Raw genomic sequence first — 23,941 nt, 5'->3', positions numbered from 1 at the left:
TCCGGAGCTTGGCGGACAGCTCCGGGTGCGCGTCTCTAGCAGAGGTCGGCGGTCGCAGGCAACGGCCCCGAGGCCCGGATCGTGCGGACCGCGTCAGCTCTGCCAGACCCTTGGCATCGGCAGGCCGCGGTAGCCCGCGAGGAAGCGGGCGACGAGCCCGCGCAGGGGCCCGACCGCGTCGCCCAGCGCGCGGACCGCCAGATGGCCGTTCCAGGCGCTCGCCGCCGCCGTCGTCCCGGGCGACGCGGCCTCGGCCAGCCGGGTCCGCGCCTCCTCGAGGCGCGCCTCCGCCCCGGCGGAGAGGTCGAGGATCGTCGCGCAGGCGCGGGCGCCGCCGCCGATGGCCGGGCGAGCGAGGTGGTCGCTGATCGGCCCCTCCAGCAGGAGGTCGTCGGCGTAGGCGAGGCGCCCGCCCCGGCGGATCCGCCAGGAATCCGCGAACAGCCCGTCGCCGATCCGCTCGCCCCGGGCGGCGCGGCCGAACGCCACGACCTCCACGGCGAGCAGCGCGGCCCCCTCGGCGAGATCGGCCACGAAGCGCCGCCGCACCCGGGCCCGATCGAACAGGATCGTCTCCTGCGGCAACCAGGCGAGGCCGGCCCCCTCCCCCAGATTCAGCGTGTTGACGATGCGGCTCACGGGGCCGTCAGAGCGATAGATCTTCTCGGCCGCCGTCGTGGTCAGGACCAGCTCGGCCCCCGGTTCGAGCGTGAGGTCGATGGCGAAGGTGTCGCCGCAGGCGACGCCGCCCGCCGTGTTGACGAGGACCGCCTCCGGCGCGCCGGTGCCCCGGGGGAAGCGCAGCCGCGACGGCCCGGCTTCTGCCAGATCCAGGATGCGCGTCCCGCCGCCCGGACGGGCCAGTCCGACACGCAGCTGGACGCGCCCGTCCGAGCGCTGGCGCGCGGGCGCGGTCATCTCGGGCGCGGATGAGGGCGCGAGAGGGCCGTGCATCAGGCGCGCCCGGCCGGCTCTGCCGGCACGGCCTCGATCGGCAGGGTCGGCCGGTCGAGGATGCGCCGGCCGAACAGGCTGGCCACCAGCTCGACCAGCACCCGGGCACTGCGGCCGCGCTCGTCGAGGAAGGGGTTGAGCTCCACCACGTCGAGGGAGCGGACCAGACCGGAATCGTGGAGCATCTCCATGATCAGATGGGCCTCCCGGAAGGTGGCGCCGCCCGGAACGGTGGTGCCCACGGCCGGGGCGATCGACGGATCGAGGAAGTCGATGTCGAGGCTGACATGGAGGTGCGCGCCCCGCGCGGCGACGCGGTCGAGCACCCGCCGCAGGGGCGCCACGACGCCGAACTCGTCGATCGTGCGCATGTCGGTGACGCCGACCCGGCGCGCCGTCACGAGGGCGCGCTCGCCGGCATCGATCGACCGGAGGCCGAACAGGTGGACGTCGGCGGGCGGCAGGGGCGCCGGCGTCGGCTCGGCGAAGAGCGGCGGGAAGCCCGGCTCGCCGCACAGGGCGGCGAGCGGCATGCCGTGGACGTTGCCGGAGGGCGATGTCGCCGGCGTGTTGAAGTCGGCGTGGGCGTCGAGCCAGAGGACGAAGACGGGCTGGCCGCGCCGCGCGCAGTGCCGCATCACCCCGTCGACGGAGCCCAGGGACAGGCTGTGGTCGCCGCCGGCGGTCAGCGGCAGCGCCCCCGCGTCGAGGGCGTCCTCCACAGCGCGGGACAGGGCCCGCGTCCAGGCGGCGACACCGTCCAGCCCGCGCGTCCCGGCGGGCCCGTCCGGGGTGACGTCGCCGCGATCCGCGATCGCGTGGCCGAGTTCGGCGAGCGCCCGCACCAGCCCGGCCGTGCGCAGGGCCGCCGGGCCCATGAGGGCGCCGGCCTCGCTGGTCCCGACCTCGATCGGGGCCCCGATCAGCGCGATGCTGCGCGCCCGGTCCAGCTGGTCTTCGCCGCTCATCCCACCTCCATCGCCGTCACGAAGCGACCGTTCTCCGCGGCCGCTCTACCACCCGGACTCATAACCGGCCGATGACGCCGACCGCGAGACGGGATCGGTCAGCAAGATCCGTCACGGTGTGTCCGGGGCGGCCGCGGGACGACGGGCTGGCCGAAACGGGCTGGCCGAAACTTGGCCGGATGCCGCGCATCCCTCAACGCCGCGCGGGCGTCCGTGACGACCCGCGCGGCGAAATCTTGCCGGAACAGGCGCTCGACCATTCACAACTTGGAATCATGGTGCTCAGACTGTTCTTTAAGTTGTATGTTCCGCGTTTGCTCAAGTTTTGAGCGGTGTATCGGTGTTTACGAGATTTTTATAAGGATTGGGCGATTGGTTCACGTCAAATCAATCTCCCGAAGAATACAGGGGCATCATGATCTCGCTATCGCGGCTGAGCACGCGCCTTCCCGCGACGACCGTCGGCCTGGCGCTCCTGAGCGCCACCGCCATGGGCGGATTCAGCTGGTACTCGGCGCGGGCGGGTCTGATGACCGCGGCCCACGAGCGCCTCGAACTCGCCGCGGCGGCGCGCCGGGACGCGATCGAGCTGGTGGCGGATCGGGCGCAGGCCGACTTCCTGGCGGTGGCGGCCCACCCGCAGATCGTCTCGAACTTCCCCGACCTGCTCGAGAACCTCGACCCGGCGAAGCCCGACACCGAGAGCGTCATCGCGGCGTTCCGCGCGCCGCAGACCGCCGAGGCGCGGGTCGCCCTCGACGGCAGCGGCATGTCGTCGATGTATGCCCGCCGGCACGTCAAGGTTCAGGAGGTGGCGCGCAAGCTCGTCGCCCAGCCGGGCTACGCCGACTTGATGTTCATCGATGACAACGGCCGGATCGACTACACCACGACGAAGGGCGCCGATTTCGGCAAAGCGGTCACGGAGGACGGCTTGGCGGGGACGGCGCTCGCACGCCTCGTCGAGCGCCTGAAATCCGCCGACCCGGGCGCGGTCCTGTACGAGGATTTTGCCGCCTACCCGGTGGACGGGGTCCCGGCCGCCTTCCTCGGCCGCGCCATGACCAAGCGGGCCAACGTCGCCATGGGCACCGCGCAGGCGGCCGAGCGGATCGGCTTCATCGTCATGCGGGTCACGCCCGCCCTGTTCGACCAGACGCTGTCGAAGCGGACCGGTCTCGGCGACACGGGCCAGATCCTGGCGGTCGGCGCGGACGGCCTCTTGCGCAGCAACCCGCCGCTGAACCCCGGCGTCCGTGCCGGCGCGGGCCTCGCCGGGATCGGCCTCGCCGCCGACCGGGTCAAGGCCGGCGGTCCCGTCGACTTCGCGGCGGAGAACGGCACCCACATGGCGGCCGCCTCGCCGGTGACCGTTCTGGGCGCGCCCTGGACGGTTGTGGCGGAGCAGACCCAGGCGGAGGCGATCGACGCGGTCCAGGCCCTGTCGCGCACGCTGATCCTGACCGGCCTGTTCGTGCTCGCCGGAACGGCCCTGCTCGGCCTGCTGCTCGCCCGCTCGATCGTGGCGCCGCTCGGTGCCCTCACCCGCGCCCTCAAGGCCCTCGCCGATCGCCAGGCGCTGACCGACGTGCCGGGCAGCGCGCGGCGCGACGAGATCGGCGACATCGCCCGCGCCGTGGTCACGATCCGCGACATGTCGCTGGAGGAGGCCGCCCAGCAGCTCCAGACCACCGAGGCCGCGCGCCTGCGCGAGGAGCAGAGCCGGCGCGCCATGCTCAAGCAGCTGGCCGACGGCTTCGAGCACTCGGTCGGCGGCATCGTCGAGGGCCTGACCGGCGCCGTCACGGAGCTTCAGGGCGCCTCGGACACGATGCGCGCCGCGGTCTCCAGCACCTCCGAGCGCTCGACCAGCGTCGCCGGGGCCGCGCAGCAGACCTCCGACAACGTCAACACCGTGGCGGCCGCGGCCGAGGAGCTCGGCGCGACCGTCCAGGAGATCGGCCGGCAGGTCGAGCAGGCCGCCGGCATGTCCGCCACCGCCGTCGGCGAGGCCCGCCGGGCCGAGCAGACCATGACCGACCTCGCCGCCGCCGCGACGCGCATCGGCGACGTGGTCGGCATGGTCTCGACCATCGCCGGGCAGACGAACCTGCTGGCGCTCAACGCCACGATCGAGGCCGCCCGCGCCGGCGAGGCGGGCCGCGGCTTCGCGGTGGTCGCCGCCGAGGTCAAGGAACTCGCCGCGCAGACCACCCGCGCCACCGAGGAGATCAGCCGTCAGGTCGCCTCGATCCAGACGGTCACGGGCGACGCGGCCGGGGCGATCCAGGGCATCACCGCCCAGATCGAGGCGATGAACCAGGTGTCGACCAGCATCGCCGCCGCGGTGGACCAGCAGGGCGTCACCACGCAGGACATCGTGCGCAGCATGGGGCAGGCGTCGGCCGGCACCGGCACGATGACCCTGGAGATCGCCGAGGTCGCGCGGGTCGCTGGCGATGCCGGCGAGGCCGCGGACTCGGTCGCGCAGGCGTCCGACTCGCTGGCGACCCGCTCGGAGCAGCTCCGCGCCGAGGTGGCGCAGTTCCTCCGCAACGTGCGGGCGGCGTAGAAGCGGACGGGACCCGAGGCGGCCTCAGGCCGCCTCGGCCGGGAGCGGCGCGGGCTTGTGCGCCGCGCGCCCCGCGAAGGCCTGGGCGGCCAGGGGCAGCTCGATCGCCGCGCAGAGCCCGCCCTCGGGGCGGTTCTCCAGCCGCAGGCGCCCGTTATGTGCCTCGACGATGGCCTGCACGATCGAGAGGCCGAGGCCGAAGCCGCTGGCCTCGTTGAGATTGCGCGCCCGGTCGCCGCGCACGAAGGGCTGGAGCATCGCCTCGCGCTCCGCCTCCGGGATCCCCGGGCCGTTGTCCAGGATGCAGACCCGGACGCCGCGCTCGGAGGCCTCCATCTGCACGTCGGCCCGGCCGCCGTATTTCACGGCGTTGTCCACGAGGTTGGTCACCGCCCGCTGGAGTTCCTCGGGCCGGCCCTGGACCAGGACGTGCCGGCTGCGGCTGACGCTGACCGGGGCGCCGAAATCCGAGAAGTCGTCGCAGACCGTCTGCACCACCGAGGCGAGATCCACGAGGCTGTGGCTGTTCGCGTCGCGGATCTGGCCGTCGCGCACGAAGGAGAGCGCCGCCTCGACGAGGCCGTTCATCTGGTCGAGGTCGCGCAGGGTCGAGGCCCGGGCGTTCTCGTCCTCGATGAACTCGGCGCGCAGGCGCAGCCGGGTGATCGGCGTGCGCAGGTCGTGGCTGATCGCCGCCAGCATCTGCGTCCGGTCGTCGATCAGGCGACGGACGCGCGACCGCATTCGGTCCAGCGCCCGGGACACGGCGAGCACCTCGCGCGGCCCCGCCTCCGGCAGCGCCACGTGGTCGTCGCGGGCGCCGAAGGCTTCCGCCGCGCCCGCGAGCCGCTTCAGCGGCGCCGTGAGGGCGCGCGTGGCCCAGACGCAGAGCAGCGCCAGCGTCAGCGCCAGGAACACCACGGTGAAGATCAGCGCTCCCTGGCGGGGGCCCCTCAGAGGATCGTTCGGCAGCGTCGCCTGGACCCGCACACCCGCCGGCGTGACGATGCCGATATGGAGGCGGCCGTCCGACTTGTCGCGCGCCGGGTCGGCCGCGGCGAGGTCGGTGATCGTCACCGGCCGGCCGGCGCCGTAGCGCAGCTTGCGGATCACCGGCAGGTCGGGGGCCGGCTTCGCCCCCGGCGGCACCGTCCCGTCCCAGGGCTCGACTTGGATCAGCGGCAGGCTGCGGCCGCTCGCCAGCAGCGCCGGTCGCGCCGCCGGGTCGGCGGCGTCCATGAGTCTCACCAGAACGCCGAGGCGGCTCGCGGCCACGCCCGGCAGCGTGTCGGGATTCTGCGACTCGTGCAGCATCAGGAACGCCGCGGTGGCGACCACGTGCGCCACGGCGATGCCGGCGACCACGAGGAGCGCGATCTGGCCCGCGATGGTCTTCGGACGCAGCCGCGCGCGGAGCCGCCCCAGCCCGCTCATGACCGCGTGACCTCCGGCGTGAACAGGTAGCCCCCGGAGCGGATCGTGCGGATGAATTCGGGGTTGCGGGTGTCGCGCTCGATCTTCTGGCGGATCCGGGAGATCAGCACGTCGATGCTCCGCTCGAACGGGCCCGCGGCGCGGCCCTGGGTGAGGTCGAGGAGCTGGTCCCGGGACAGCACCCGCCCCGGCCGGAGGCACAGGGCGTGGAGGAGGTCGAACTCCGCACCGGTGATCGAGATCCGCGCACCCTCGGGCGAGAGGACCTGACGCAGGGAGACGTCCAGCGTCCAGCCCGAGAAGTGCAGCCGCCGCCGCTCGTCGGCGTCCGGCGCCTCGGCGGCGACCCGGCGCAGGATGGCGCGGATGCGGGCGAGCAGCTCCCGCGGGTTGAACGGCTTGGCGAGGTAGTCGTCGGCGCCGAGTTCGAGGCCGAGGATCCGGTCCACGTCCTCGGATTTCGCGGTCAGGATCAGGATCGGGATCTGCGAGGTACCGCGCAGGCGCCTGCACAGGCTCAGACCGTCCTCGCCGGGAAGCATCAGGTCGAGCACGATGAGGTCGATCCGCGCTTCCGCCAGGACCCGGTCCATGTCGGCGCCGTCGCCGGCCAGCGTGACGCGGCAATCGTTGCCGCGCAGGTAGCGCGCGATCAGCGCCGAGATCTCCCGATCGTCCTCGACGACGAGGATGTGGGGTGTTGCGGGTGCGCTCATCGCGAAGGAGTCGGTCTGCGGTTCGGCCTGCATCATCAAGCTATTATGACCCCGTCCGCCGATTATTCGAAGATGGGGCACGGAACCATTTTGTAAGCGCGTGTTTCCCGCACGGACCTGAACTGAGTTGCCGCACGGCGTCACATCACAGGGGGGAACGATGACCGGAACCGAGGATCGGAATGACCTGATCGCGCCGAAGCCGCCGGAACTCGCCTCGCCCTGGCGCACCGAGGCGCGGGCGGCGCTGCAGGACGAGGCCCGGGCCTTCGCCCGCGACACCGTCCTGCCGCTCGCCGACGAGCTCGACCGTCACAAGGCCGAGATGCCGCGGACGCTCATCGATGCCATGGCCGAGAAGGGCTGGTTCGGGATCACGATCCCGGCGGAGCACGGCGGGCTGGGACTCGGCGTGTTCGAGTACTGCCTCGTTTCGGAGGAGCTGGCCCGGGCCTGGCTGTCCGTGGGCAGCATCCTGGCGCGCGGCCAGGGCCTTGGCACCCAGACCCTCGACCCGGAGCGCCGGGCGGAGCTGCTCCGGCGCTCGGCCCGGGGACAGTGGATCGGCTCGATCTCCCTGTCGGAGCCCGATGCCGGGTCCGACCTCGCCGGCGTGCAGACCCGGGCGGTGCGCGACGGAGACCGGTGGCGGCTCACCGGGACCAAGCGCTGGGCCGGCTTCGCCAAGGGCGCCGACTTCATCGAGGTCCTGGCCCGGACCCGCGACCCGGAGCCGGGCGAGTCGCGCTCGGCCGGCCTCGAGCCGTTCCTCGTGCTCAAGGAGCGCGACAGCTTCCCGGCCGGCGTGACCGGCCGGGTGATCGACAAGATCGGCTATCACGGGTTCCAGACCTTCGAGCTGTCCCTGGAGGACGTGTGCGTGCCCGAGAGCGACCGGCTCACCGGGCTCTACGGCGACCAGGGGGCGGACGCGGATTCCGGCGGGTTCGCCGCCGTCCAGCGCGGCCTCAACATCGCCCGGGTGCACACGGCGGCCCGGGCCGTCGGCGTCGCACGCGCGGCGGTCGAGGATTGCCAGAGCTACCTGCAGGAGCGCGTCCAGTTCGGACACCCGATCGGCGACTTCCAGGCGCTGCGCTTCGCGCTGGCCGACATGGCCGCCGAGGTCGCGCAGGCGCGGGCCTTCTGGCATCAGGTCGCCCACCTCCTCGACCAGGGCGAGGCCGCCGAGAGCGAGTCGGCGATGGTGAAGCTCTTGGCCACCGAGATGGCGGTGCGGGTCACCAACCAGGCGATGCAGCTCCACGGCGGCAACGGCTACACCACCGAGCGCCGGGTCGAGCGCTACTGGCGCGACGCGCGGCTGACGACGATCTTCGAGGGCACGAGTGAGATCCAGCGGCGGATCATCAGCGACCGTATGCTGCCGCGGCCCGGGGCCTGACCGAACGGGGGCGATCGCGCGCGGCCGTGCGGCGAATCGTCGATCGGGACTCCCCGCCCGGCGCCGCCCGGCTACCTCAGAACTCTGTCCTGCCCGGCGGACCGGGTGCCGCCATCCGGAAGCCCCGTGTCGAAGCCCATCAGCGATTACGCCCTCATCGGTGACACCCATTCCTGCGCGCTGATCGCCCGGGACGGCTCCATCGACTGGCTGTGCTGGCCGCGCCACGATTCGCCGGCGCTGTTCGTGAAGCTCCTCGACGACGACAAGGGCGGGGCGTGCAGCCTCGCCCTCGACGGCTCGACCGGGAGCGCGCGCCGCTACCTTCCCGACACCAACATCCTGGAGACGACCTTCACCACGGAGACCGGCCGGGCGCACCTCGTCGACCTGATGCCCGTCAATCCGCCGAGCCCGGAGCCCGACGAGGGGCCGGACGGCGAGAGCGAGAGCCGCCTGATCCGGCTGCTGACCTGCGAGCAGGGCCGGGTCTCGGGCGTGTTCCGGGTCCGTCCGACCTTCGACTACGCCCGTCGCCCGTGCACGCCGCTGGTCGAGGGCGGGTCGGTCCTGTTCGAGGCCGGTGACTGGCGCGTGCGGGTCAACGCGCACGCGTGCCCGACCCTCGCGGGCGACGCGGCCGAGGTCCGCTTCGACCTCGCGGAGGGCGAGACCGCCTACCTGGTCCTGACCCACGGCGAGGATCAGGACGAGGCCTGCATCGAGGATTTCGCCGGCGCCCAAAGGCGGCTGGAGTCGACCGCCGATTACTGGCGCCGCTGGTGCGCCCGGAGCACCTATCGCGGCGCCTACCGGGACGCGGTGATGCGGTCCGCCCTGTGCCTGAAGCTGCTGACCTACTCGCCCTCGGGCGGGATCGTGGCAGCGGCCACGGCCGGCCTGCCCGAGGCGGTCCCGGGCAACCGCAACTACGATTACCGCTTCACTTGGATGCGCGACGCCGCCTTCACGGTCACCGCCTTCGTGATGCTGGGCTACGTCCGCGAGGCGTCCGAGTTCCTGCGCTTCCTGCGCGAGCGCGACGGCACCTTCGGGCGGGAGACTCGGCTCATGTACGGCATCGCCGGCGACATGCCGCCGGAGGAGGCATTGAGCCACCTCGCCGGCTGGAACGGCGTGGGGCCGGTGGTGATCGGCAACATCGCCGAGTGCCAGGACCAGCACGACATCTACGGCGAGCTGATCCGGGCGCTGTGCGTCTTCCTCGAGGCGGTCGATTACGACCCGCCCGAGAAGGTCAACGACCGGCTGCCGGAGGTGCTGGACAACCTCACCGCCCGGGCCATCCGCCACCGACACGACGCGGATAACGGCATCTGGGAGCTGCGCACCGGGCCGCGCCAGCAGGTCCACACCAAGGCGATGATCTGGGTCGCCCTGCGGGACGCGGCCCGGATCGCCCGCAACATCGCGGGCGTGCCGGAGGCGAAGATCGCCGAGTGGGAGCGGATCGCCGCCGAGATCCGGTCGGAATACCTGGAGAAGGGCTGGAACGCCGAGAAGCGGGCCTATGTCGGCGCCTACGATTCGCACCACCTCGACGCCGCGGTCCTGCGCGTCGCCCTGTTCGGGGCCCTCGACCCGCGGGAGCCGCGCATGCGCGAGACCCTGGCGGCGGTCGAGCGCGAACTGGGCGTCGGCGACCTGATCTACCGCTACCGCATGGAGGACGGGCTGGAGGGCGACGAGGGCACGTTCACGGCCTGCGCGTTCTGGCGGGTCGGCTGCCTCGCCCTCGACGGGCGGACCAGCGAGGCCAGGGCCGCCTTCGAGCGCCTGATCGCCCGGTGCAACGATGTCGGGCTGCTCGCCGAGGAGATCGACCCGGCCACCGGGGCGCAGCGCGGGAACACGCCGCAGGGCTTCTCCCACATGGCCCTGATCAACGCCGCGCTGCGGCTGGAGGACAGCATCGCGCGCTTCGGCGTGGACGACGGGGCGGAGACCGTCACGCGGTCGGCTGCCGAGTAGCGGCGCCCCGGCCCCCGGCACGGGCCGGTCCACGCCACGTCGCCGTTGACCAAGCGAGTGTCGCTGGCGTGGCAGCGGGCGGCCGGTCCGGCGACGATAGTTTCGGGGCCTGAATGGCTCCGGAGGTCCCATGCTCGACGTGACGCCGACCCCTCTGCAGCGTCTCTGGCGCGAGCGCCGTCGCGGCTACAGCCTGCCGGCCGAGTTCTACCTGAGCCCCGAAGTCTTCAAGGCCGACATGGCGGACATCTTCGGCCGCCACTGGATCTACGTCGGCGTCGAGCCCGACGTGCCGGAGGCCGGCGACGTCATGGTCGTCGACATCGGCAAGACCTCGGTGGCGATCGTCCGGGACGACGACGGCGCCGTGCGGGCCTTCCACGATAGCGCCTACGATCCCGCCGGCCGGGCCGCCCGGATCGTCGCGGCCCTGACAGCGCTCGATCCGCGCCACGTCCTGTTCCCGGAATCCCTCGACGGCGGCGACGTCGCCCGCCGGGTCGCGGTCCGGCTCGGCGCGCCGCTGTTCACCCAGGCCGAGGGCGTCTCCGCCTCCGGGCTGATCCGCCCGGCGCGGGGCCGCAGCGTCGAGCAGCGGGCCGCGCCCGGGCTGCTCGCCACCGTCGCCCCCGACGCGGTGGCCGAGTATGCCGGCCCGCCCCGGGAGGCGCGGCCGCTGGCGGTCGCGACGGCGGAGCCCGCGACGGCCGGGACGGCGATCCTCTCGGCGCAGCGCGTCCCGGCCGACCCGGCCACGGTGCCGCTCGCGCTCGCCGAGTTCGTCACCGCCGCGGGCAACGGCGTCACCGACCTCGACGCGTTCCGGCAGCTGGTCGCGGCGCTCCGCGCGACCCCGGGCGCGAGCCGGGTCCTGTGCGACTCCGGGCTGATGCCGCGTCGGACCCAGGTCGGCGCCTCCGGCACCGTCCTGGCGGCGACCTGCTACCTCGCCCTCGGCATCTCGGGGGCGCCGCAGCACCTGCAGGGTATCGCGGGCTGCGAGCACGTCGTGGCGGTCAACACCGACCTGCACGCGGCGATGATCGAGCGGGTGGGCCTCGCCATCGTGCAGGACGCGCAGGCGGTCATGCCCGCCCTTCTGCGGCTGCTGGCCGCGGAGGCCGCGGAGGCCGCGCGCCCGGAGGACAGCCCATGATCGGCGTCGTGCTCCTCTCCGCGGGACGGCATCCGGTCTCGGGCGCGACGGTCCTGCCGCGGCTGGAGGCCCAGGCGATCCGCCTCGCGACGGGCCTCGGCGAGGCCGTCGGCCTCCATGCCGGGCCGGACGCGGCCGCCGTCGCGGACGCGCTGGGCCACGGCCTGTCCCGGATCGTGCACGTCCCCGTGCCGGCGGGCGTCGATCCGGTGCCGGCCCTCTCCGCCCGCCTCGCGACGATGGCGCCCGGCCTGATCCTCGCGGGCCGGCGCGGCCAGGGGGGCGACGAGACCGGGATGGTTCCCTACGCGGTCGCGCAGGCCCTCGACGGCCTCCTGATCCCCGATATCGTCGCCCTCGCGCCCGGCGACGCGGGCGAATTGTCCCTCGACCAGACCCTCGGCCGCGGTGCCCGCCGCCGCGTGCGCCTGCGCGGTCCGGTCCTGGCCACGATCCATCCCGACGCGCCCGCGCCGCTCCCCTTCGCCTACGGGCAGGCGCCGCACGGCGTGATCGAGACCGTTGCGGGCGACCCGGCCGCGGCGGCGGCCCCCGTCCCGGTCTTCGAGGAGCGCCCCTATCGCCGCCGGCCGAAACTCGTGAAAGGTGCGCCGTCCGGCGGCTCGGCGGCGGAGCGGCTGAGGGCGGCGACCGGAGCGGCCGCGTCTGGCGACGGGCGCCTTCTCGTCCGTCCCGAGCCCGACGAGGCCGCCCCGGAGATTCTGGCTCACTTGCGCCGGATCGGCGTCCTCGGCCCGCCGGCCCGCGAATCCCGATGAGGAACCCGATGGCTATGACCTCCGACGATCTCCTGGCCCGGCTGCGCGCGCTCGGGGTCGCCTACAAGCTCTACGAGCACGCGCCGGTCCTGACCGTCGAGGCGATGATGGCGGCCTGCGGCGACATCGTCGGCGCGCACACCAAGAACCTGTTCCTTCGCGACGGCAAGAAGACGTACTTCCTCGTCACGCTCCGTCACGACGCCCAGGTGGACCTGAAGGCGTTCCGGGCCGTCCTCGGCGCGCGGGGCGGCCTGTCCTTCGCCAGTGCCGAGGCGCTCGGCGAGCAGCTCGGCGTCGCGAGCGGCGCGGTGTCGCCGCTCGCCGCCCTCAACGCCGCGCCGGGCAGCGTGCGGATCTTCGTCCAGGACAGCCTGCTCGCGGAGGCGCGGATCAACGTCCATCCCCTGGTGAGCACGCGCACCCTCAACCTCGCGCCCGATGACCTGCTGGCCGCGCTCCGAGCGGAGGGTCACGCGCCGGAGCCGTTCGCGCTGCCGGAGACGTCGCAGGCGGCCTGACGCGGTCCCTGCGAGGCCGCGCGGGACGTCGCGCTCAGCAGGCGGCCACGTTGACCGCGAGGCCGCCGAGGGAGGTTTCCTTGTATTTGGCCTGCATGTCGTGGCCGGTCTGGCGCATCGTCTCGATGACCTGATCGAGGCTCACGAAATGCACCCCGTCGCCGTGGAGGGCGAGGGATGCGGCCGCCACCGCCTTGTTGGCACCGAAGGCGTTGCGCTCGATGCAGGGGATCTGGACGAGCCCCCCGATCGGGTCGCAGGTCATGCCCAGATGGTGCTCCATGGCGATCTCGGCGGCGTTGGCGACCTGCCGCGCGTCGCCCCCGAGGACGGACGCGAGCCCGGCCGCCGCCATGGCGGCCGCGGAGCCGACCTCGCCCTGGCAGCCGACCTCGGCGCCCGAGATCGAGGCCCGGCGCTTGATCAGACCGCCGATCGCCGCGGCGGCGAGGAGGTAGTCGCGGCCGCGCGCTTCGCTCCAGCCGGGATAGAAGTCGACGATGTAACGCAGCACCGCCGGCACGATCCCGGCCGCACCGTTGGTCGGCGCCGTGACGATCCGGCCGCCGGACGCGTTCTCCTCGTTCACCGCCAGGGCGAACAGGCTGATCCAGTCCATGATCTCGTGGGCCGGCCGGCTGTTCGTGAGGCGGTTCGCCTCGAGGGTCTCGTGCAGGCGCTTCGCGCGCCGCCGGACCCTGAGGCCGCCGGGCAGCTCGCCGTCCATGCGCAGGCCACGACTGATGCAGGCCAGCATGGCGTCGCGGACGGCGTCGAGCCCGGCCTCGATCTCCGCCTCGGTGCGCAGGGCGCGCTCGTTGGCCATCTGGACCTGCGGGATGGTGAGGCCTGTCTCGGCGCAGATCCGCAGCAGGTCGGCACCGCTCTCGAACGGGTGGGGCACCGCGACGGCGCCGAGGCCGCCGGTCTCCCCCGCCCCCTCCTCCTCGACGAAGCCGCCGCCGACCGAGTAGCAGACCACCTCGTCCAGCACGGCGCCGTCGGCGTCCAGGGCGCTGAAGCGCATGCCGTTGGTGTGGCGGGGCAGGACCTCGGCGAAGTTGAAGACAAGGTCCTTCGTCGTGTCGAAGGCGACGCCCGGCAGGCCGATGGCGCCGGTCTCGGCCAGGGTTCGCGTGTAGCCCGTCACGGCGTCCGGATCGACGGTCGCGGGCTCGTGGCCGAGCAGGCCGAGGAAGATCGCCACGTCGGTGCCGTGGCCGCGCCCGGTCCAGGCGAGGGAGCCGAAGATCTCCGCGGACACCCGCGCGACGCCGGCCCGGCCGGCGACGCGGTCGCGGAAGCGGCGCGCGGCCACCATGGGCCCGATCGTGTGGGAACTCGACGGGCCGATCCCGATCTTGAACAGATCGAAGGCGCTGATCATCGCGCGGCGGCTCTCTCCAGCGGGCCGGCCCCGAAGGCGGCTTCCTGCAGCAAGCCATACACGTAGGTCGCGAAGGACCGCCAGCACTCAACCCGGTATGTCGGGACCGGGCCGGGGCGACGGATCAGCACGATCTCGGCCTTGCCGAGGAGCGTGCGGGTGGCGCTGCCCGCCGGGAAGGCGGCGTCGCCGAGGTCGAGGGGGCAGCTGGCGTTGAAGGCGATCGCGGCCGCGTCCCCGCGGACGTCGATCCCGACATTGCGGTGCGACACGTCCACGAGGGCGTGCGTCCGGCCGGCGAGGTCGGTGCTCACGGCGGCGGCCAGGATGTCGGCATCGGTCTCGGGCGCGCCGATCAGCCACTCGTCGGGGCCGAGGCGGGCGATCCACCGGGTCTCGTCGCCCGACAGGGTGTTGATCGGGCGGTCGAGGGGGAAATCGGCCGCCGACGTGCGGGGACCGCGCAGGCGCAGGGAGAAGCGCGCCTCGGCTTCGGCCGGCCGGATCAGGAGTCCGGCGCCGGCCGGCGCCTCGGTGCGGCCGAGCGGGAGCGCCCGGGCGGTGCGGTAGCGTGCCTCGAGCATGGATGCGCTCGCCCTTGGGATCGAAGAACACCGGCTCGGCCACGGTCGCGGTGGTGAAGCCGTCCGGAATCGTGACGTGGAGGGTCCGGCCGAGTAGGTCGCGACCGCCCGTCACGAGGGCCAGCGCGATGGAGCGGTCGCAACTCGCGCTCCAGTAGCTCGAGGTGACGTGGCCGAGCCTCCGCATCGGGATCGGCTGGTTCGGGTCGGCGACGACCTGGGCGCCCTCGTCGAGGACGCATCGCGGGTCGTCGGTGACGAGCCCGATCAGCTGCTTGCGGCCGGAGGCGACCCCGTCGGGCCGGGCGAGCGAGCGCTTACCGACGAAGTCCGTCTTCGCCTTGGCGATCATGCCGGCCAGCCCGACATCGTCCGGGGTGACGGTCCCGTCCGTCTCCTGGCTGACGATGTTGTAGCCCTTCTCGGCCCGGTGCACGTGCATCATCTCGGTCCCGGGTCGCGAGGCCCTCGCGCAGCTCCAGCCGAAGATCTAGCTCACGACCGCTAAGGTAATACGCCCCATGTGGTTACGACCTCTGCGATCTACTGCATCTTCCAGTCGTCACTTGTTGCCCCGAGCCTAGCAAGCCTTTTATCAATGACAAAGAAAAGCTACCGGCGGCCCCCTCACGGGCTTGCCTTTCTGCGACGCTTTCTGGCGGGAAGACGACACGTCCGGAATTTTCCCGTCATGAATTCACAATGCACTGCAGCATTGGCATCGATTTAGACAGCGATGAATACATATTGTGCAGGAACGGCCGCGTTCCTTCGCAGGCGCATCGTTCGCGGCGGCGCCGCTTGTTCTTACGCTCCCGCGATCATCGACTCGGTCACGCCGACGGCACGGTTCGCGCCCGGGCACGACGTCGCCGGATCGACGGCGATCCGAGAGGCTGACGATCGTTCTGCCGCAACGGTGAGCGGCACATCTGCGTCGAGGCCGAGTCCCGTTCCCGTGCGTCCGCACCGGATGCCCCAGTCCGCCTGACTCGGCGGTCCCGATGGGCTACGAGGCGTCCGGCCGAAGCAATGGACGCGTGGATGCGGTTAGAGATCGAGCGGAAGTTCCTCGTGGCAGGCGCGGGCTGGCGCGACGCGGCCACATCCATTCGGCACCTGAAGGACGGCTTGGTCGGTCATTTCGCGCGCGGGAAGGTCCGGGTGCGGCTCGACGGCGAGCGTGCCTGGCTGACGGTCAAGGGCGCGCGCGAAGGCATCGCTCGCGCGGAGTTCGAGTACGAGATCCCGCATGCCGACGGCGCCGCCATGGTCGATCAGGTGTGCACCGGCAACGTGATCGAGAAGATCCGCTACTGCGTGCCGCACGACGGACTGACCTGGGAGGTCGACGTCTTCCAGGGTTCGCTGGCCGGGATGGTCCTGGCCGAGGTCGAGCTCGCGCGGGCCGATCAGTCCTTCAGCAAGCCCGCTTGGCTCGGCGAGGAGGTGACCGGCGACCTGCGGTTCCGCCAGTCCACACTGCTCCATCTCTGCTGCGAGGCCGGCCGGCCGATCACGATGGACGACGTGCTGCGGCTGCCGGTGGCCGCTTAGCGACGCGGCCGCGCTCAACCCTTGCTGCGCAGCACGCGGTCGAACAGGGCGCCCATCGCCGCCCAGCCGCGCTCCGCGACCGCGCGATCGTGGACGGGGAAGTCCGGCATCATCCAGCCGTGCGCGGCGGGATAGGTCTCCGCCGCATACCGAACACCGGCTCGCGACAGCGCCGTCTCCAGCCGCTCGGCCATCGCGGACGGGTAGCTTCCGTCGTTCTCGGCGGCCGCGATATACATCTCGGCCCTCAGCGCGGGCGCCAGACGATGCGGGCTCGCGGGTTCCTCGGTCGCGAGATTGCCGCCGTGGAAGCTGGCGACGGCGGCGAACCGGTCCGGATACGTGCCGGCCGCCGTGATGGCCATGCGGCCGCCCATGCAGAAGCCTACCGCCCCGACCGCGCGCCCCGCGACGTCGTCGCGCGTGTCGAGATAGGCGAGGAGCGCCGCTGTATCGGTCGCGGCCTTGAGATTGTCCGTCGTCGCCATCAGCGGGCCGAGGATCGCTCGGAAATCGCCTTTGAACACGTCCGCGGGGACGAAGGGGCCATAGGGCCCGTAGCGGTAGAAGAGATCCGGTAACAGAACGAGATAGCCGCCGGTCGCGAGCCGCCCCGCCATGTCGACGAGGGCCGGTCGGATACCGCCGGCATCCATGTACAGGATCACGGCCGGCCAGGGCCCCGCGCCGTCCGGCGCGACGACGTGCGTCCCGCATACGCCGTCCTCGGTCCGGATCGCGACGTGCTCGTTGACCATGCTCGGTTCCTCGACGGGGCGCCCACACGTTCTGCGCCCGCCTTCGGAAAATCGCCAGGCCGTCGACCGCACCCCACGTCTCGGGCCGCCGGTCGCCATGAGCGAGGAGAAGGCCCGAGACCTGATCCGGTCCGGTGGTGCTGCGGCGACGGTCCACGCCTGCGACCGTGCTATCCCGGTCGCTCCCCCGCGAGGCCAGCTGTCTGACGCGTTCCCGGCGCGGTCCGGCTTCGGTTTGTGGGCCGGACGGTATACGGGTCGCCACGGCGGCCCGCGCGGTGACGGCCCCGTCGCCCGCGCCGGTCTCCGGTCTCCCGATTTCACGATCCGCGGGGGCGCCGGCCTCCTTCGAGAAGGCTGCTCATGGACCAAGCGAAACCCCGGCGCGACACGACGATCGCGCGGGCGGGTGCGGGGCGGACGGGCTACGTCACGGTCCGGGGCGCGCGGGAGCACAACCTGCGCGACATCGTTGTGGAGATGCCGCGCGACGCGCTCGTTGTGTTCACGGGCGTCTCCGGATCCGGCAAGTCCTCGCTGGCCTTCGGCACCCTCTACGCGGAGGCGCAGCGCCGCTACTTCGAATCGGTCGCGCCCTACGCGCGGCGGATGATCGACCAGGTCGGCGTCCCCGACGTCGACGCGATCGAGGGCCTCCCGCCCGCTGTCGCGCTCCAGCAGCAGCGCGGCACCCCGAGCGCGCGCTCGTCGGTCGGCAGCGTCACGACCCTGTCGAGCCTCGTGCGCCTGATGTACTCGCGCGCCGGCACCTACCCGCCCGGCCAGCCGATGCTCTACGCCGAGGATTTCTCGCCCAACACGCCGCAGGGCGCCTGCCCGTCCTGCGGCGGCCTCGGGCGGGTCTACCAGGCCACGGAAGCCTCGATGGTGCCGGACCCGTCCCTGACGATCCGCGAGCGGGCCGTCGCGGCCTGGCCGCAGGCCTGGGGCGGCCAGAACCTGCGGGACATCCTTGTCAGCCGGGGCGTCGACGTCGACACGCCCTGGAAAGCGCTGCCCCGGAGGCTCCGGGACTGGATCCTGTTCACGGACGAGCAGCCGCAGGAGCCGGTCTATGCCGGCCTCACCCCGGAGCAGACGCGGCTCGCCCGCCGCCGCGGCCTGGAGCCGAGTTACATGGGCACCTTCACCAGCGCCCGCCGCCACGTGCTCGGCACCTTCACCAACTCGCAGAGCGCGCTGATGCGCCGCCGCGCCGCGCGCTACCTCGTGAGCGAGGATTGCCCGGCCTGCCATGGCAAGCGGCTGAAGCCCGAGGCGCTTTCGGTCACGTTCGCCGGGCTGGATATCGGCGCGCTCTCGCGCATGCCGCTCTCGGCGCTCGCCGAGGCCCTGAGGCCGGCGGCCGAGGACCGGCAGCCCGAGGCCGACGCCGCACCCGCCACCCTCGACCGCGCGGTGGGCCGGAAGGACCGTGCCGAGCGTGCCGCGTCCGGTGGCTCGGCCCATGCGGGCGCGCCGGACGTGCGCGTCACGCCGAACCTGTCGATCGAGAAGCGCCTCGCCGCCCAGCGCCTGGCCTCGGACCTCATCGCGCGCATCGGGACGCTCGCGGATCTGGGCCTGGGCTACCTCTCGCTGGACCGTGTGACCACGACCCTGTCGTCGGGTGAGCTGCAGCGCCTCCGCCTCGCGACCCAGCTGCGCTCGCAGCTGTTCGGCGTCGTCTACGTGCTCGACGAGCCCACGGCCGGTCTGCACCCCGCCGACGGGGACGCCATGCACGACGCGCTGGCCGGGCTGCGCGCCGCGGGCAATTCGCTCTTCGTCGTCGAGCACGACATCGGCACCATGCGCCGCGCCGACTGGCTGGTCGACGTCGGGCCGGAAGCGGGCGAGAACGGCGGCACGATCCTCTACAGCGGGCCGCCGGAGGGCCTGCGTGACGTCGCGGCGTCCCGGACGCGGCTCTACCTGTTCGGGCTGGTGGAGGCGCCCCCGCGGCCGTCGCGGGAGCCCGCGGGGTGGCTGCGCCTCGAAGGCATCGTTCGCAACAACCTGAAGGGCGTCTCGGTCCCCTTCCCGATCGGGTGTCTCACCGCCGTGACCGGCGTCTCGGGCTCCGGGAAGTCGAGCTTGGTCAGTCAGGCCCTGCTCGAGCTGGTCGGCGAGCGTCTCGGCCGGCCGGTGAAGACCGAGGACGAGCCGGACGATCCCCTGGACGAGGTGCCGGGCCCGTCGGAGGGCCGCATCGCCGGCGGCATGGACGGGATCGGGCGCCTGGTGCAGGTCGACCAGAAGCCCATCGGGCGCACGCCGCGCTCGAACCTCGCCACCTACACGGGCCTGTTCGACGCCGTCCGCAAGCTGTTCGCCGCGACCCCGGAGGCTCGGCGGCGCCGCTACGATGCGGGCCGCTTCTCCTTCAATGTGGCCAAGGGGCGCTGCCCGGCCTGCGAGGGCGAGGGCTTCGTCAGCGTCGAGTTGCTCTTCATGCCGAGCGTCTACGCCCCCTGCCCGACCTGCCACGGCACGCGCTACGCGCCGGAGACGCTGGCGGTGACGTGGAACGGGCTGAGCATCGCGGACGTGCTCGCGCTGACCGTCGACCGGGCCTGCGCGGCCTTCGCGGACGAGCCGTCCGTGCTGCGGCCGCTCACCGTGCTGCGCGATCTCGGCCTCGGCTACCTGCGGCTCGGCCAGCCGGCGACCGAACTCTCCGGTGGAGAGGCCCAGCGCATCAAGCTCGCCACCGAGCTGCAGCGCGGGCAGCGCGGCGGCACGCTCTACGTCCTCGACGAGCCGACGACCGGCCTGCACCCGACCGACGTCGACCGCCTCATGGTCCAGCTCAACGGTCTGGTCGACGCGGGCAACACCGTCGTCATGGTCGAGCACGACATGCGCGTCGTCGCCCGGGCCGACCACGTGATCGACATGGGCCCTGGCGGCGGCGACCAGGGCGGCACCGTCGTGGCCGCCGGCCGGCCCGAGATCGTCGCCGCGGCCGCGGCCGGCCGCACGGCGCCCTATCTGCGCGAGGAACTCGCGACGGTCCGCACGCGGCCGCCGGGCTGAGGTCACCCACCGCGCCCGGCACAGGGCTCGGAGGACGAAGGCGTGCCGCGCGCACACGTCACACGCCGGGTTGCCGGCAGTGGTCCGACGGTCTGGCCGGTCGATCGTGTTCCGCGTCTTGCGCGCGGGAGAACGCGCTGCGGTGCAGTATCGATTAAAGTGAGGTTTGCGGGATCAGTACTGAGCCGCCGGAGTTTCAACCGTTACTGCTAAATTCTCCGGAGGATCGCCATGGGCCTCACCGCGTTCGCCGTGTTCGTCATTCCGTGGGTCCTGCTCGCAGTGTTCCTCACGCGGTCCCCTTCAACGCTTCGCCTGGGGACCGCTTCCGCGCCGTGGCGGTCCATCCCGACCCACAAGGAGATGGCCCGCGCCGACCGTCACGCGCTGCACCCGCATGGGCAGCGGGCGGGCGAGACGGACGGAGTCTCGGGCCGGGACCAGCGCGGTCGGACCGATCCGCCCGCGGGCGGTGCGCTGGGCACGAGCGTGGAGCCCACGGAGCCCGACGACAAGCTCAGCTAGCAGATCCGCGCTAGGCATTCCGGCCGGACGTCACCGGCCGATCCAGCGCCGTCGGCGTGCCGCGCGGCGGACGGTTGGTCAGGCCCTGACCCGTACCGCGCTGCCGCGGACCCGACTTTCAGCGTGGCCCCCGTGCGGGCCACAGCACCCCGCCGAGCCCGGAGTAGCGCCGGTCACGCGCCCACGGTCGCGTGCGGCCTGCAGTAGCTGTCGCGCACCGCGGGAATGTCGTCGTAGCCGTCGACGGTGCAGAAATACGTGCACACCAACCAAGCGGCCAGGGCGAGGCAGAGAACGCCGTTGTAGACCCACAGGCCGATCACCCGCCGGCTCGGCAGGTTCGGCAATCCAACGACGGAGCCCGGTACCCAGTCGACCGCGAACACGATCGTGCAGAAGGCCCCCAGCACGCCGGCCATCATCACGGCGAGAGCGGTGGATGTCATGTCCCCTCCCGATCCCGCTCTCCGCCGGACATGCAGGGCGTTACGCCGACGCGACCGGCGCGGGCACGACACCTTGGGGCGGACACGCGCAGCCGAACTCCTGTCACAGCTCCCTCCTGACCCTCCGATCCGTGTCACACCAGCTAACCGGGACGGCGCCCCCACGTCGAGATCGGAAAACGCGCCGCACCTTCGTAGGACGCGCCGAAGGCAAGAAAGGTTGGCGGAGTACGCTGCCGAGCGGTTCGGTCATGGTCCTTGAAGGCTCTGTGGGCGCACTGGGGTTCGAACCTCGGACCCGCTGCGTAAGAGGACGACGCTCCGGGCGCCGAGACCCGCATGTTCTGCTTGCCGGCGTCGCCGACAGCTTGAGCGCGCTCTTGGAATCGATGGACCCGCCGATTGTCCAACGCTGGGCACCGCTGAAGACGCTCTGCGTGCTTGCCGGAAGTCGCCTCGCCGAACAGACCGCTGCCGCCGCGAACTCTCGGCCGGGAAAGAACGCCTGGTCGTGTTCGACGACTTCCCTGGCTTCGGCCTGCGCGTCGGCGCGGGCGGCTCGCGGCAGCGGATCGTCCAATGCCGCAACGCGATCGGTCAGACCAAGCGGGACACCCTCGGCCGGGTCTTGCTGCTCTCGTCGACCGATGCCTAGCGAGCGGCGAGCGAGCGGCCGGTGCTGGCCAAGTCAGGTTGGATCCGCGCGCCGAGGAGCGACGCGCCAAGGCGTGGGCCGTCGTGACGTCCAGGTCGAACACTGAGCAGCCACCTGGAAGCTGCGCGAGCCGCTTCACGCTGTGAGCCGGGCGACAGTCGCCGAGCGCCTCGGGGTGATCTTGAAGGAGAACGAGCCGGACGCGGCGAAAAGGGCGCGGGCCACGCTCTCGGCCATCTATGCGTGGCTGATCGGGAACGGCAGGGCCGAGCCCAACCTCGTAGTCGGCACGATCGAGACGGCTCAGGAGGAGAAGCGCTGCCGGGTTGCTCTCGCCCGACGAGATCAAGGCTGCGTCGAAGGCTTGTCGGGATGACGACTTCGGCCGCATCGTCCGCTCGCGAACGCGGACCGGTCAGCGCCGCGAGGAGGTGGCGGGCATGACGCGGTCCGAACTCGATCTGGCGAGCGGCATCTGGCGACTACCGGGCCAGCGGACCAAGAATAGTCTGCTGCTCGACGTGCCACTGTCCCGCGCCTCGACCTGCTCGCAAAGGTCCAGCCCAGTGCTGGCTGGCCGCTCCTGTTCGGTGGGGGCGCCGCCAGGTTCTCGGGATTCTTGAACGCGAAGGCCGCGACAAACAAGCGGTCTGGCGTCACGGAGTGGCGGTTGAACGATCTGCGGCGGACGGTGTCCACCGGCATGAACGAGCGGGGCGTGCTGCCTCACAGTGTCGATGCTTTGCTCGACCACATCTTGGGATCCCGAGATGTGGTCGATGTCTACAACTACACCCTCTATAACGTTGAAAGGAGGGTGGCGCTCGATCAGGAGTTGGATTTCTCTCGGCCACACAATCGTTGCGGACCGCTCAATCGGGTGTTTCGAAGCTCCATTATCAAATTAGCGTAGTATTTTTTCCGAAGCTGGAGATTATTATGGCTCTATTTAGACCTTCTGTCACGTAAAGCCGAACATTCGATTGCAATTGGGGAATAATAAAATAATTTATCTACGCGATGATGTTAGATTGAGTCGAAAATTAAGATCTTAGACCGAAATTTACTTTGCTTGATCTAAATTGGCCGCCAACAAATATTCAGCGAAATTTCCCGTATCCGTATGGGTGATATTTGCCGTATTTGCAGTCGAAGATAGATTCAGATGCGAATGATTCGCGGCTGGGCCCCCGGGGTTTCAGTGGCTGAACTGGGAGCCGACAGATGGGTGCCAACAAGCTCGCGATCATTGTCAACTGTTATAATTACGAGGGATATATAGTTGAAGCGATCGAAAGTGTGAGTTTGCAACTCCCTGATGACTGTGAACTGGTCGTCGTGGACGATGGATCGACAGACAATTCGTGGATTTTGATTCAGGGTACTGGTGTAAAATGTCTACGTAAGGAAAACGGCGGTCCTGTAAGCGCCTGCGTACTCGGCTTAGATAATACGACAGCGAGGCACGTTCTGTTCTTGGATGCTGACGATAAGCTTTCTTCAGGGGCTTTACAGAAAATTGTCGGGGCATTGGATGACAAATACTCTAAGCTCCAGTTTCCCTTGTCAATAATCGATGAAAAAGGGGATGAGCAAGGTAGAATTTTCCCTGATCTGAGCACTAAAAAAACCAAAAATTCCTACATTCAGGACATATCTGAAACAGGAGCATATGTTTCGCCTCCGACCTCGGGGAATATTTTTCGAAGAGACGTGTGTGATCTTCTTCGGGAGGCATCCTATGATACGGTGGACGGTGTAATCCTTATCGCGGCTCCGTTCATGGGCGAAATCTACACGTTCAACGAGGCGCTGGGATACTATAGGGTTCACGATAAAAATATGTCCTCGACCGGGCGCTTACCTTCAGTCGAGCGGCTTCAATACAGTCAAGAACGATTTTCCAATCGTTTGGAACATTTGAAGCATATACTTTCCGTCAGAAAAATTGACCATGACATTATTGGGAGTCGCAAAAATTATATATACTTGAGAGACCAGATATACATCAATATTGTTTCTGGGGAAAAACTCACGTTGAAACAGGTAGTCGAGCTAGCGGAATATTTTCCGAAATGGTACGGTTCGGCGAGGAGATTGATGACCTTGAGCGCGGCGATCTCTATGATCTTCTTACCTAATCGTGTAGCAAAACTTATACTTCGTGTCAGGTTGAATGGTAGGACACTTCTCGCCAGAACCGCAAAATCTATCCTCATTTACGCCCGTGGCGCCATCATCAGGCCGGGGCGCAAGGCTCTCCATGAGTGAAACTGAGCTAAGGTTTCGGCCTTCGAGCGTCCTGTCGATATCGGCTGTGCATGGGTCTTCGACGTCGCAACCCAGGCGTCAAGGTTGCCGCGGCGGATGCCGGACCAGCGCACACTGAGCTGTCGCGGCGGCGGCGCATTGCCTGCCCGGCCGATCCGGCCGCGCTCAAGCCTGACTCCCGGCACATTCGCTCTTGACGCCGATGGTCAGGATTATCATCGG

Annotated in this window: 20 protein-coding genes and 1 pseudogene; 12 read left to right on the top strand and 9 right to left on the bottom strand. The window is 70.6% G+C overall.

Annotated features, from left to right (window positions below; translation table 11 throughout):
* Positions 1-93 precede the first annotated feature (93 nt).
* Positions 94-954, bottom strand: a complete 861-nt coding sequence (locus ACX9MN_RS12740; RefSeq protein WP_091976401.1) for an urease accessory protein UreD — start codon at positions 952-954, stop codon at positions 94-96.
* A complete protein-coding gene (rocF, locus tag ACX9MN_RS12735; protein WP_489724629.1) occupies positions 954-1,922 on the bottom strand; it encodes an arginase in 969 nt (322 codons plus the stop codon). The genes ACX9MN_RS12740 and rocF overlap by 1 nt, the downstream gene beginning before the upstream one ends.
* 415 nt (positions 1,923-2,337) lie before the next feature.
* Between rocF and ACX9MN_RS12730 the strand changes: the two genes are divergently transcribed.
* On the top strand, positions 2,338-4,494 hold the full coding sequence (locus tag ACX9MN_RS12730) for a methyl-accepting chemotaxis protein (RefSeq protein WP_020092153.1): 2,157 nt from the start codon (positions 2,338-2,340) through the stop codon (positions 4,492-4,494).
* Between the two features lie 24 nt (positions 4,495-4,518).
* On the opposite strand, the gene ACX9MN_RS12725 is transcribed toward ACX9MN_RS12730, so the two are convergent.
* Positions 4,519-5,928 (bottom strand): ATP-binding protein, encoded by a 1,410-nt coding sequence (locus tag ACX9MN_RS12725; RefSeq protein ID WP_056527902.1) that lies wholly within the window; start codon positions 5,926-5,928, stop codon positions 4,519-4,521.
* Positions 5,925-6,680 (bottom strand): response regulator, encoded by a 756-nt coding sequence (locus tag ACX9MN_RS12720; RefSeq protein ID WP_020092151.1) that lies wholly within the window; start codon positions 6,678-6,680, stop codon positions 5,925-5,927. Before ACX9MN_RS12720 ends, ACX9MN_RS12725 begins: the two co-directional genes overlap by 4 nt.
* Before the next feature lie 124 nt (positions 6,681-6,804).
* Between ACX9MN_RS12720 and ACX9MN_RS12715 the strand changes: the two genes are divergently transcribed.
* From ACX9MN_RS12715 to ACX9MN_RS12695, 5 genes are all read left to right on the top strand, one after another.
* Positions 6,805-8,049 carry an acyl-CoA dehydrogenase family protein gene (locus ACX9MN_RS12715; protein WP_489724628.1) on the top strand — a complete coding sequence of 415 codons (1,245 nt, stop codon included), beginning with the start codon at positions 6,805-6,807 and terminating at the stop codon, positions 8,047-8,049.
* A 126-nt stretch (positions 8,050-8,175) separates the two neighbouring features.
* Complete coding sequence (locus ACX9MN_RS12710; RefSeq protein ID WP_489724627.1) at positions 8,176-10,041, top strand: glycoside hydrolase family 15 protein; 1,866 nt, start codon at positions 8,176-8,178, stop codon at positions 10,039-10,041.
* 130 nt (positions 10,042-10,171) lie between these two features.
* Positions 10,172-11,197 (top strand): electron transfer flavoprotein subunit alpha/FixB family protein, encoded by a 1,026-nt coding sequence (locus ACX9MN_RS12705; RefSeq protein WP_489724626.1) that lies wholly within the window; start codon positions 10,172-10,174, stop codon positions 11,195-11,197.
* Positions 11,194-11,976, top strand: a complete 783-nt coding sequence (locus ACX9MN_RS12700) for an adenine nucleotide alpha hydrolase family protein (protein WP_489724625.1) — start codon at positions 11,194-11,196, stop codon at positions 11,974-11,976. The genes ACX9MN_RS12705 and ACX9MN_RS12700 overlap by 4 nt, the downstream gene beginning before the upstream one ends.
* An 8-nt stretch (positions 11,977-11,984) precedes the next feature.
* On the top strand, positions 11,985-12,497 hold the full coding sequence (locus tag ACX9MN_RS12695) for a prolyl-tRNA synthetase associated domain-containing protein (RefSeq protein ID WP_489724624.1): 513 nt from the start codon (positions 11,985-11,987) through the stop codon (positions 12,495-12,497).
* A gap of 34 nt (positions 12,498-12,531) precedes the next feature.
* Here ACX9MN_RS12695 and ACX9MN_RS12690 read toward each other — a convergent pair whose 3' ends face one another.
* The 3 genes and pseudogenes from ACX9MN_RS12690 to ACX9MN_RS12680 form a co-directional block, all read right to left on the bottom strand.
* Entirely contained in the window at positions 12,532-13,884 is a 1,353-nt protein-coding gene (locus ACX9MN_RS12690) for an L-serine ammonia-lyase (protein ID WP_489724623.1), read from the bottom strand.
* Complete coding sequence (locus tag ACX9MN_RS12685) at positions 13,881-14,468, bottom strand: sarcosine oxidase subunit gamma (protein WP_489724622.1); 588 nt, start codon at positions 14,466-14,468, stop codon at positions 13,881-13,883. The genes ACX9MN_RS12690 and ACX9MN_RS12685 overlap by 4 nt, the downstream gene beginning before the upstream one ends.
* A pseudogene (locus ACX9MN_RS12680) lies at positions 14,464-14,922 on the bottom strand (glycine cleavage T C-terminal barrel domain-containing protein); the annotation flags it as partial. The pseudogene ACX9MN_RS12680 and the gene ACX9MN_RS12685, both read right to left, overlap by 5 nt.
* Before the next feature lie 590 nt (positions 14,923-15,512).
* Between ACX9MN_RS12680 and ACX9MN_RS12675 the strand changes: the two are divergent.
* Positions 15,513-16,025, top strand: a complete 513-nt coding sequence (locus tag ACX9MN_RS12675; RefSeq protein WP_091677196.1) for a CYTH domain-containing protein — start codon at positions 15,513-15,515, stop codon at positions 16,023-16,025.
* Positions 16,026-16,039: 14 nt separating this feature from the next.
* On the opposite strand, the gene ACX9MN_RS12670 is transcribed toward ACX9MN_RS12675, so the two are convergent.
* Positions 16,040-16,783 carry a dienelactone hydrolase family protein gene (locus tag ACX9MN_RS12670; protein ID WP_489724621.1) on the bottom strand — a complete coding sequence of 248 codons (744 nt, stop codon included), beginning with the start codon at positions 16,781-16,783 and terminating at the stop codon, positions 16,040-16,042.
* A 363-nt stretch (positions 16,784-17,146) separates the two neighbouring features.
* Between ACX9MN_RS12670 and ACX9MN_RS12665 the strand changes: the two genes are divergently transcribed.
* Entirely contained in the window at positions 17,147-19,822 is a 2,676-nt protein-coding gene (locus tag ACX9MN_RS12665; RefSeq protein WP_489724620.1) for an excinuclease ABC subunit UvrA, read from the top strand.
* Between the two features lie 231 nt (positions 19,823-20,053).
* Positions 20,054-20,347 carry a hypothetical protein gene (locus ACX9MN_RS12660; protein ID WP_056527929.1) on the top strand — a complete coding sequence of 98 codons (294 nt, stop codon included), beginning with the start codon at positions 20,054-20,056 and terminating at the stop codon, positions 20,345-20,347.
* A gap of 173 nt (positions 20,348-20,520) precedes the next feature.
* Here the strand turns inward: ACX9MN_RS12660 and ACX9MN_RS12655 are convergent, their stop codons facing one another.
* Positions 20,521-20,793 (bottom strand): hypothetical protein, encoded by a 273-nt coding sequence (locus tag ACX9MN_RS12655; RefSeq protein ID WP_020092139.1) that lies wholly within the window; start codon positions 20,791-20,793, stop codon positions 20,521-20,523.
* A 511-nt stretch (positions 20,794-21,304) separates the two neighbouring features.
* On the opposite strand from ACX9MN_RS12655, the gene ACX9MN_RS12650 reads away from it, so the two are divergent.
* The 3 genes from ACX9MN_RS12650 to ACX9MN_RS12640 all read left to right on the top strand — a co-directional run bounded on the left by ACX9MN_RS12650 (position 21,305) and on the right by ACX9MN_RS12640 (position 23,719).
* Positions 21,305-21,448: a hypothetical protein gene (locus ACX9MN_RS12650; RefSeq protein ID WP_489724619.1), complete on the top strand. Its 144-nt coding sequence runs from the start codon at positions 21,305-21,307 to the stop codon at positions 21,446-21,448.
* A gap of 670 nt (positions 21,449-22,118) precedes the next feature.
* Positions 22,119-22,361 carry a hypothetical protein gene (locus ACX9MN_RS12645; protein WP_489724618.1) on the top strand — a complete coding sequence of 81 codons (243 nt, stop codon included), beginning with the start codon at positions 22,119-22,121 and terminating at the stop codon, positions 22,359-22,361.
* A 311-nt stretch (positions 22,362-22,672) separates the two neighbouring features.
* Positions 22,673-23,719, top strand: a complete 1,047-nt coding sequence (locus ACX9MN_RS12640; protein ID WP_489724617.1) for a glycosyltransferase family 2 protein — start codon at positions 22,673-22,675, stop codon at positions 23,717-23,719.
* The last annotated feature ends 222 nt before the right edge of the window (positions 23,720-23,941 follow it).

The sequence above is a fragment of the Methylobacterium sp. 1A genome (genome assembly GCF_058072805.1).
Note: the sequence above shows the minus strand (reverse complement) of the source record. Positions and strands in the feature narration are given on the sequence as shown.

Bases quoted from the DNA above. Each gene is read 5' to 3' on its own strand.
- ACX9MN_RS12730 (WP_020092153.1), top strand. From the start codon at position 2,338: ATGATCTCGCTATCGCGGCTGAGCACGCGCCTTCCCGCGACGACCGTC.
- ACX9MN_RS12655 (WP_020092139.1), bottom strand. From the start codon at position 20,793: ATGACATCCACCGCTCTCGCCGTGATGATGGCCGGCGTGCTGGGGGCC.
- ACX9MN_RS12715 (WP_489724628.1), top strand. From the start codon at position 6,805: ATGACCGGAACCGAGGATCGGAATGACCTGATCGCGCCGAAGCCGCCG.
- ACX9MN_RS12640 (WP_489724617.1), top strand. From the start codon at position 22,673: ATGGGTGCCAACAAGCTCGCGATCATTGTCAACTGTTATAATTACGAG.
- ACX9MN_RS12695 (WP_489724624.1), top strand. From the start codon at position 11,985: ATGGCTATGACCTCCGACGATCTCCTGGCCCGGCTGCGCGCGCTCGGG.
- ACX9MN_RS12670 (WP_489724621.1), bottom strand. From the start codon at position 16,783: ATGGTCAACGAGCACGTCGCGATCCGGACCGAGGACGGCGTATGCGGG.
- ACX9MN_RS12705 (WP_489724626.1), top strand. From the start codon at position 10,172: ATGCTCGACGTGACGCCGACCCCTCTGCAGCGTCTCTGGCGCGAGCGC.
- ACX9MN_RS12740 (WP_091976401.1), bottom strand. From the start codon at position 954: ATGCACGGCCCTCTCGCGCCCTCATCCGCGCCCGAGATGACCGCGCCC.
- ACX9MN_RS12720 (WP_020092151.1), bottom strand. From the start codon at position 6,680: ATGATGCAGGCCGAACCGCAGACCGACTCCTTCGCGATGAGCGCACCC.
- ACX9MN_RS12700 (WP_489724625.1), top strand. From the start codon at position 11,194: ATGATCGGCGTCGTGCTCCTCTCCGCGGGACGGCATCCGGTCTCGGGC.
- ACX9MN_RS12685 (WP_489724622.1), bottom strand. From the start codon at position 14,468: ATGCTCGAGGCACGCTACCGCACCGCCCGGGCGCTCCCGCTCGGCCGC.
- ACX9MN_RS12690 (WP_489724623.1), bottom strand. From the start codon at position 13,884: ATGATCAGCGCCTTCGATCTGTTCAAGATCGGGATCGGCCCGTCGAGT.
- ACX9MN_RS12665 (WP_489724620.1), top strand. From the start codon at position 17,147: ATGGACCAAGCGAAACCCCGGCGCGACACGACGATCGCGCGGGCGGGT.
- rocF (WP_489724629.1), bottom strand. From the start codon at position 1,922: ATGAGCGGCGAAGACCAGCTGGACCGGGCGCGCAGCATCGCGCTGATC.
- ACX9MN_RS12675 (WP_091677196.1), top strand. From the start codon at position 15,513: ATGCGGTTAGAGATCGAGCGGAAGTTCCTCGTGGCAGGCGCGGGCTGG.
- ACX9MN_RS12725 (WP_056527902.1), bottom strand. From the start codon at position 5,928: ATGAGCGGGCTGGGGCGGCTCCGCGCGCGGCTGCGTCCGAAGACCATC.
- ACX9MN_RS12660 (WP_056527929.1), top strand. From the start codon at position 20,054: ATGGGCCTCACCGCGTTCGCCGTGTTCGTCATTCCGTGGGTCCTGCTC.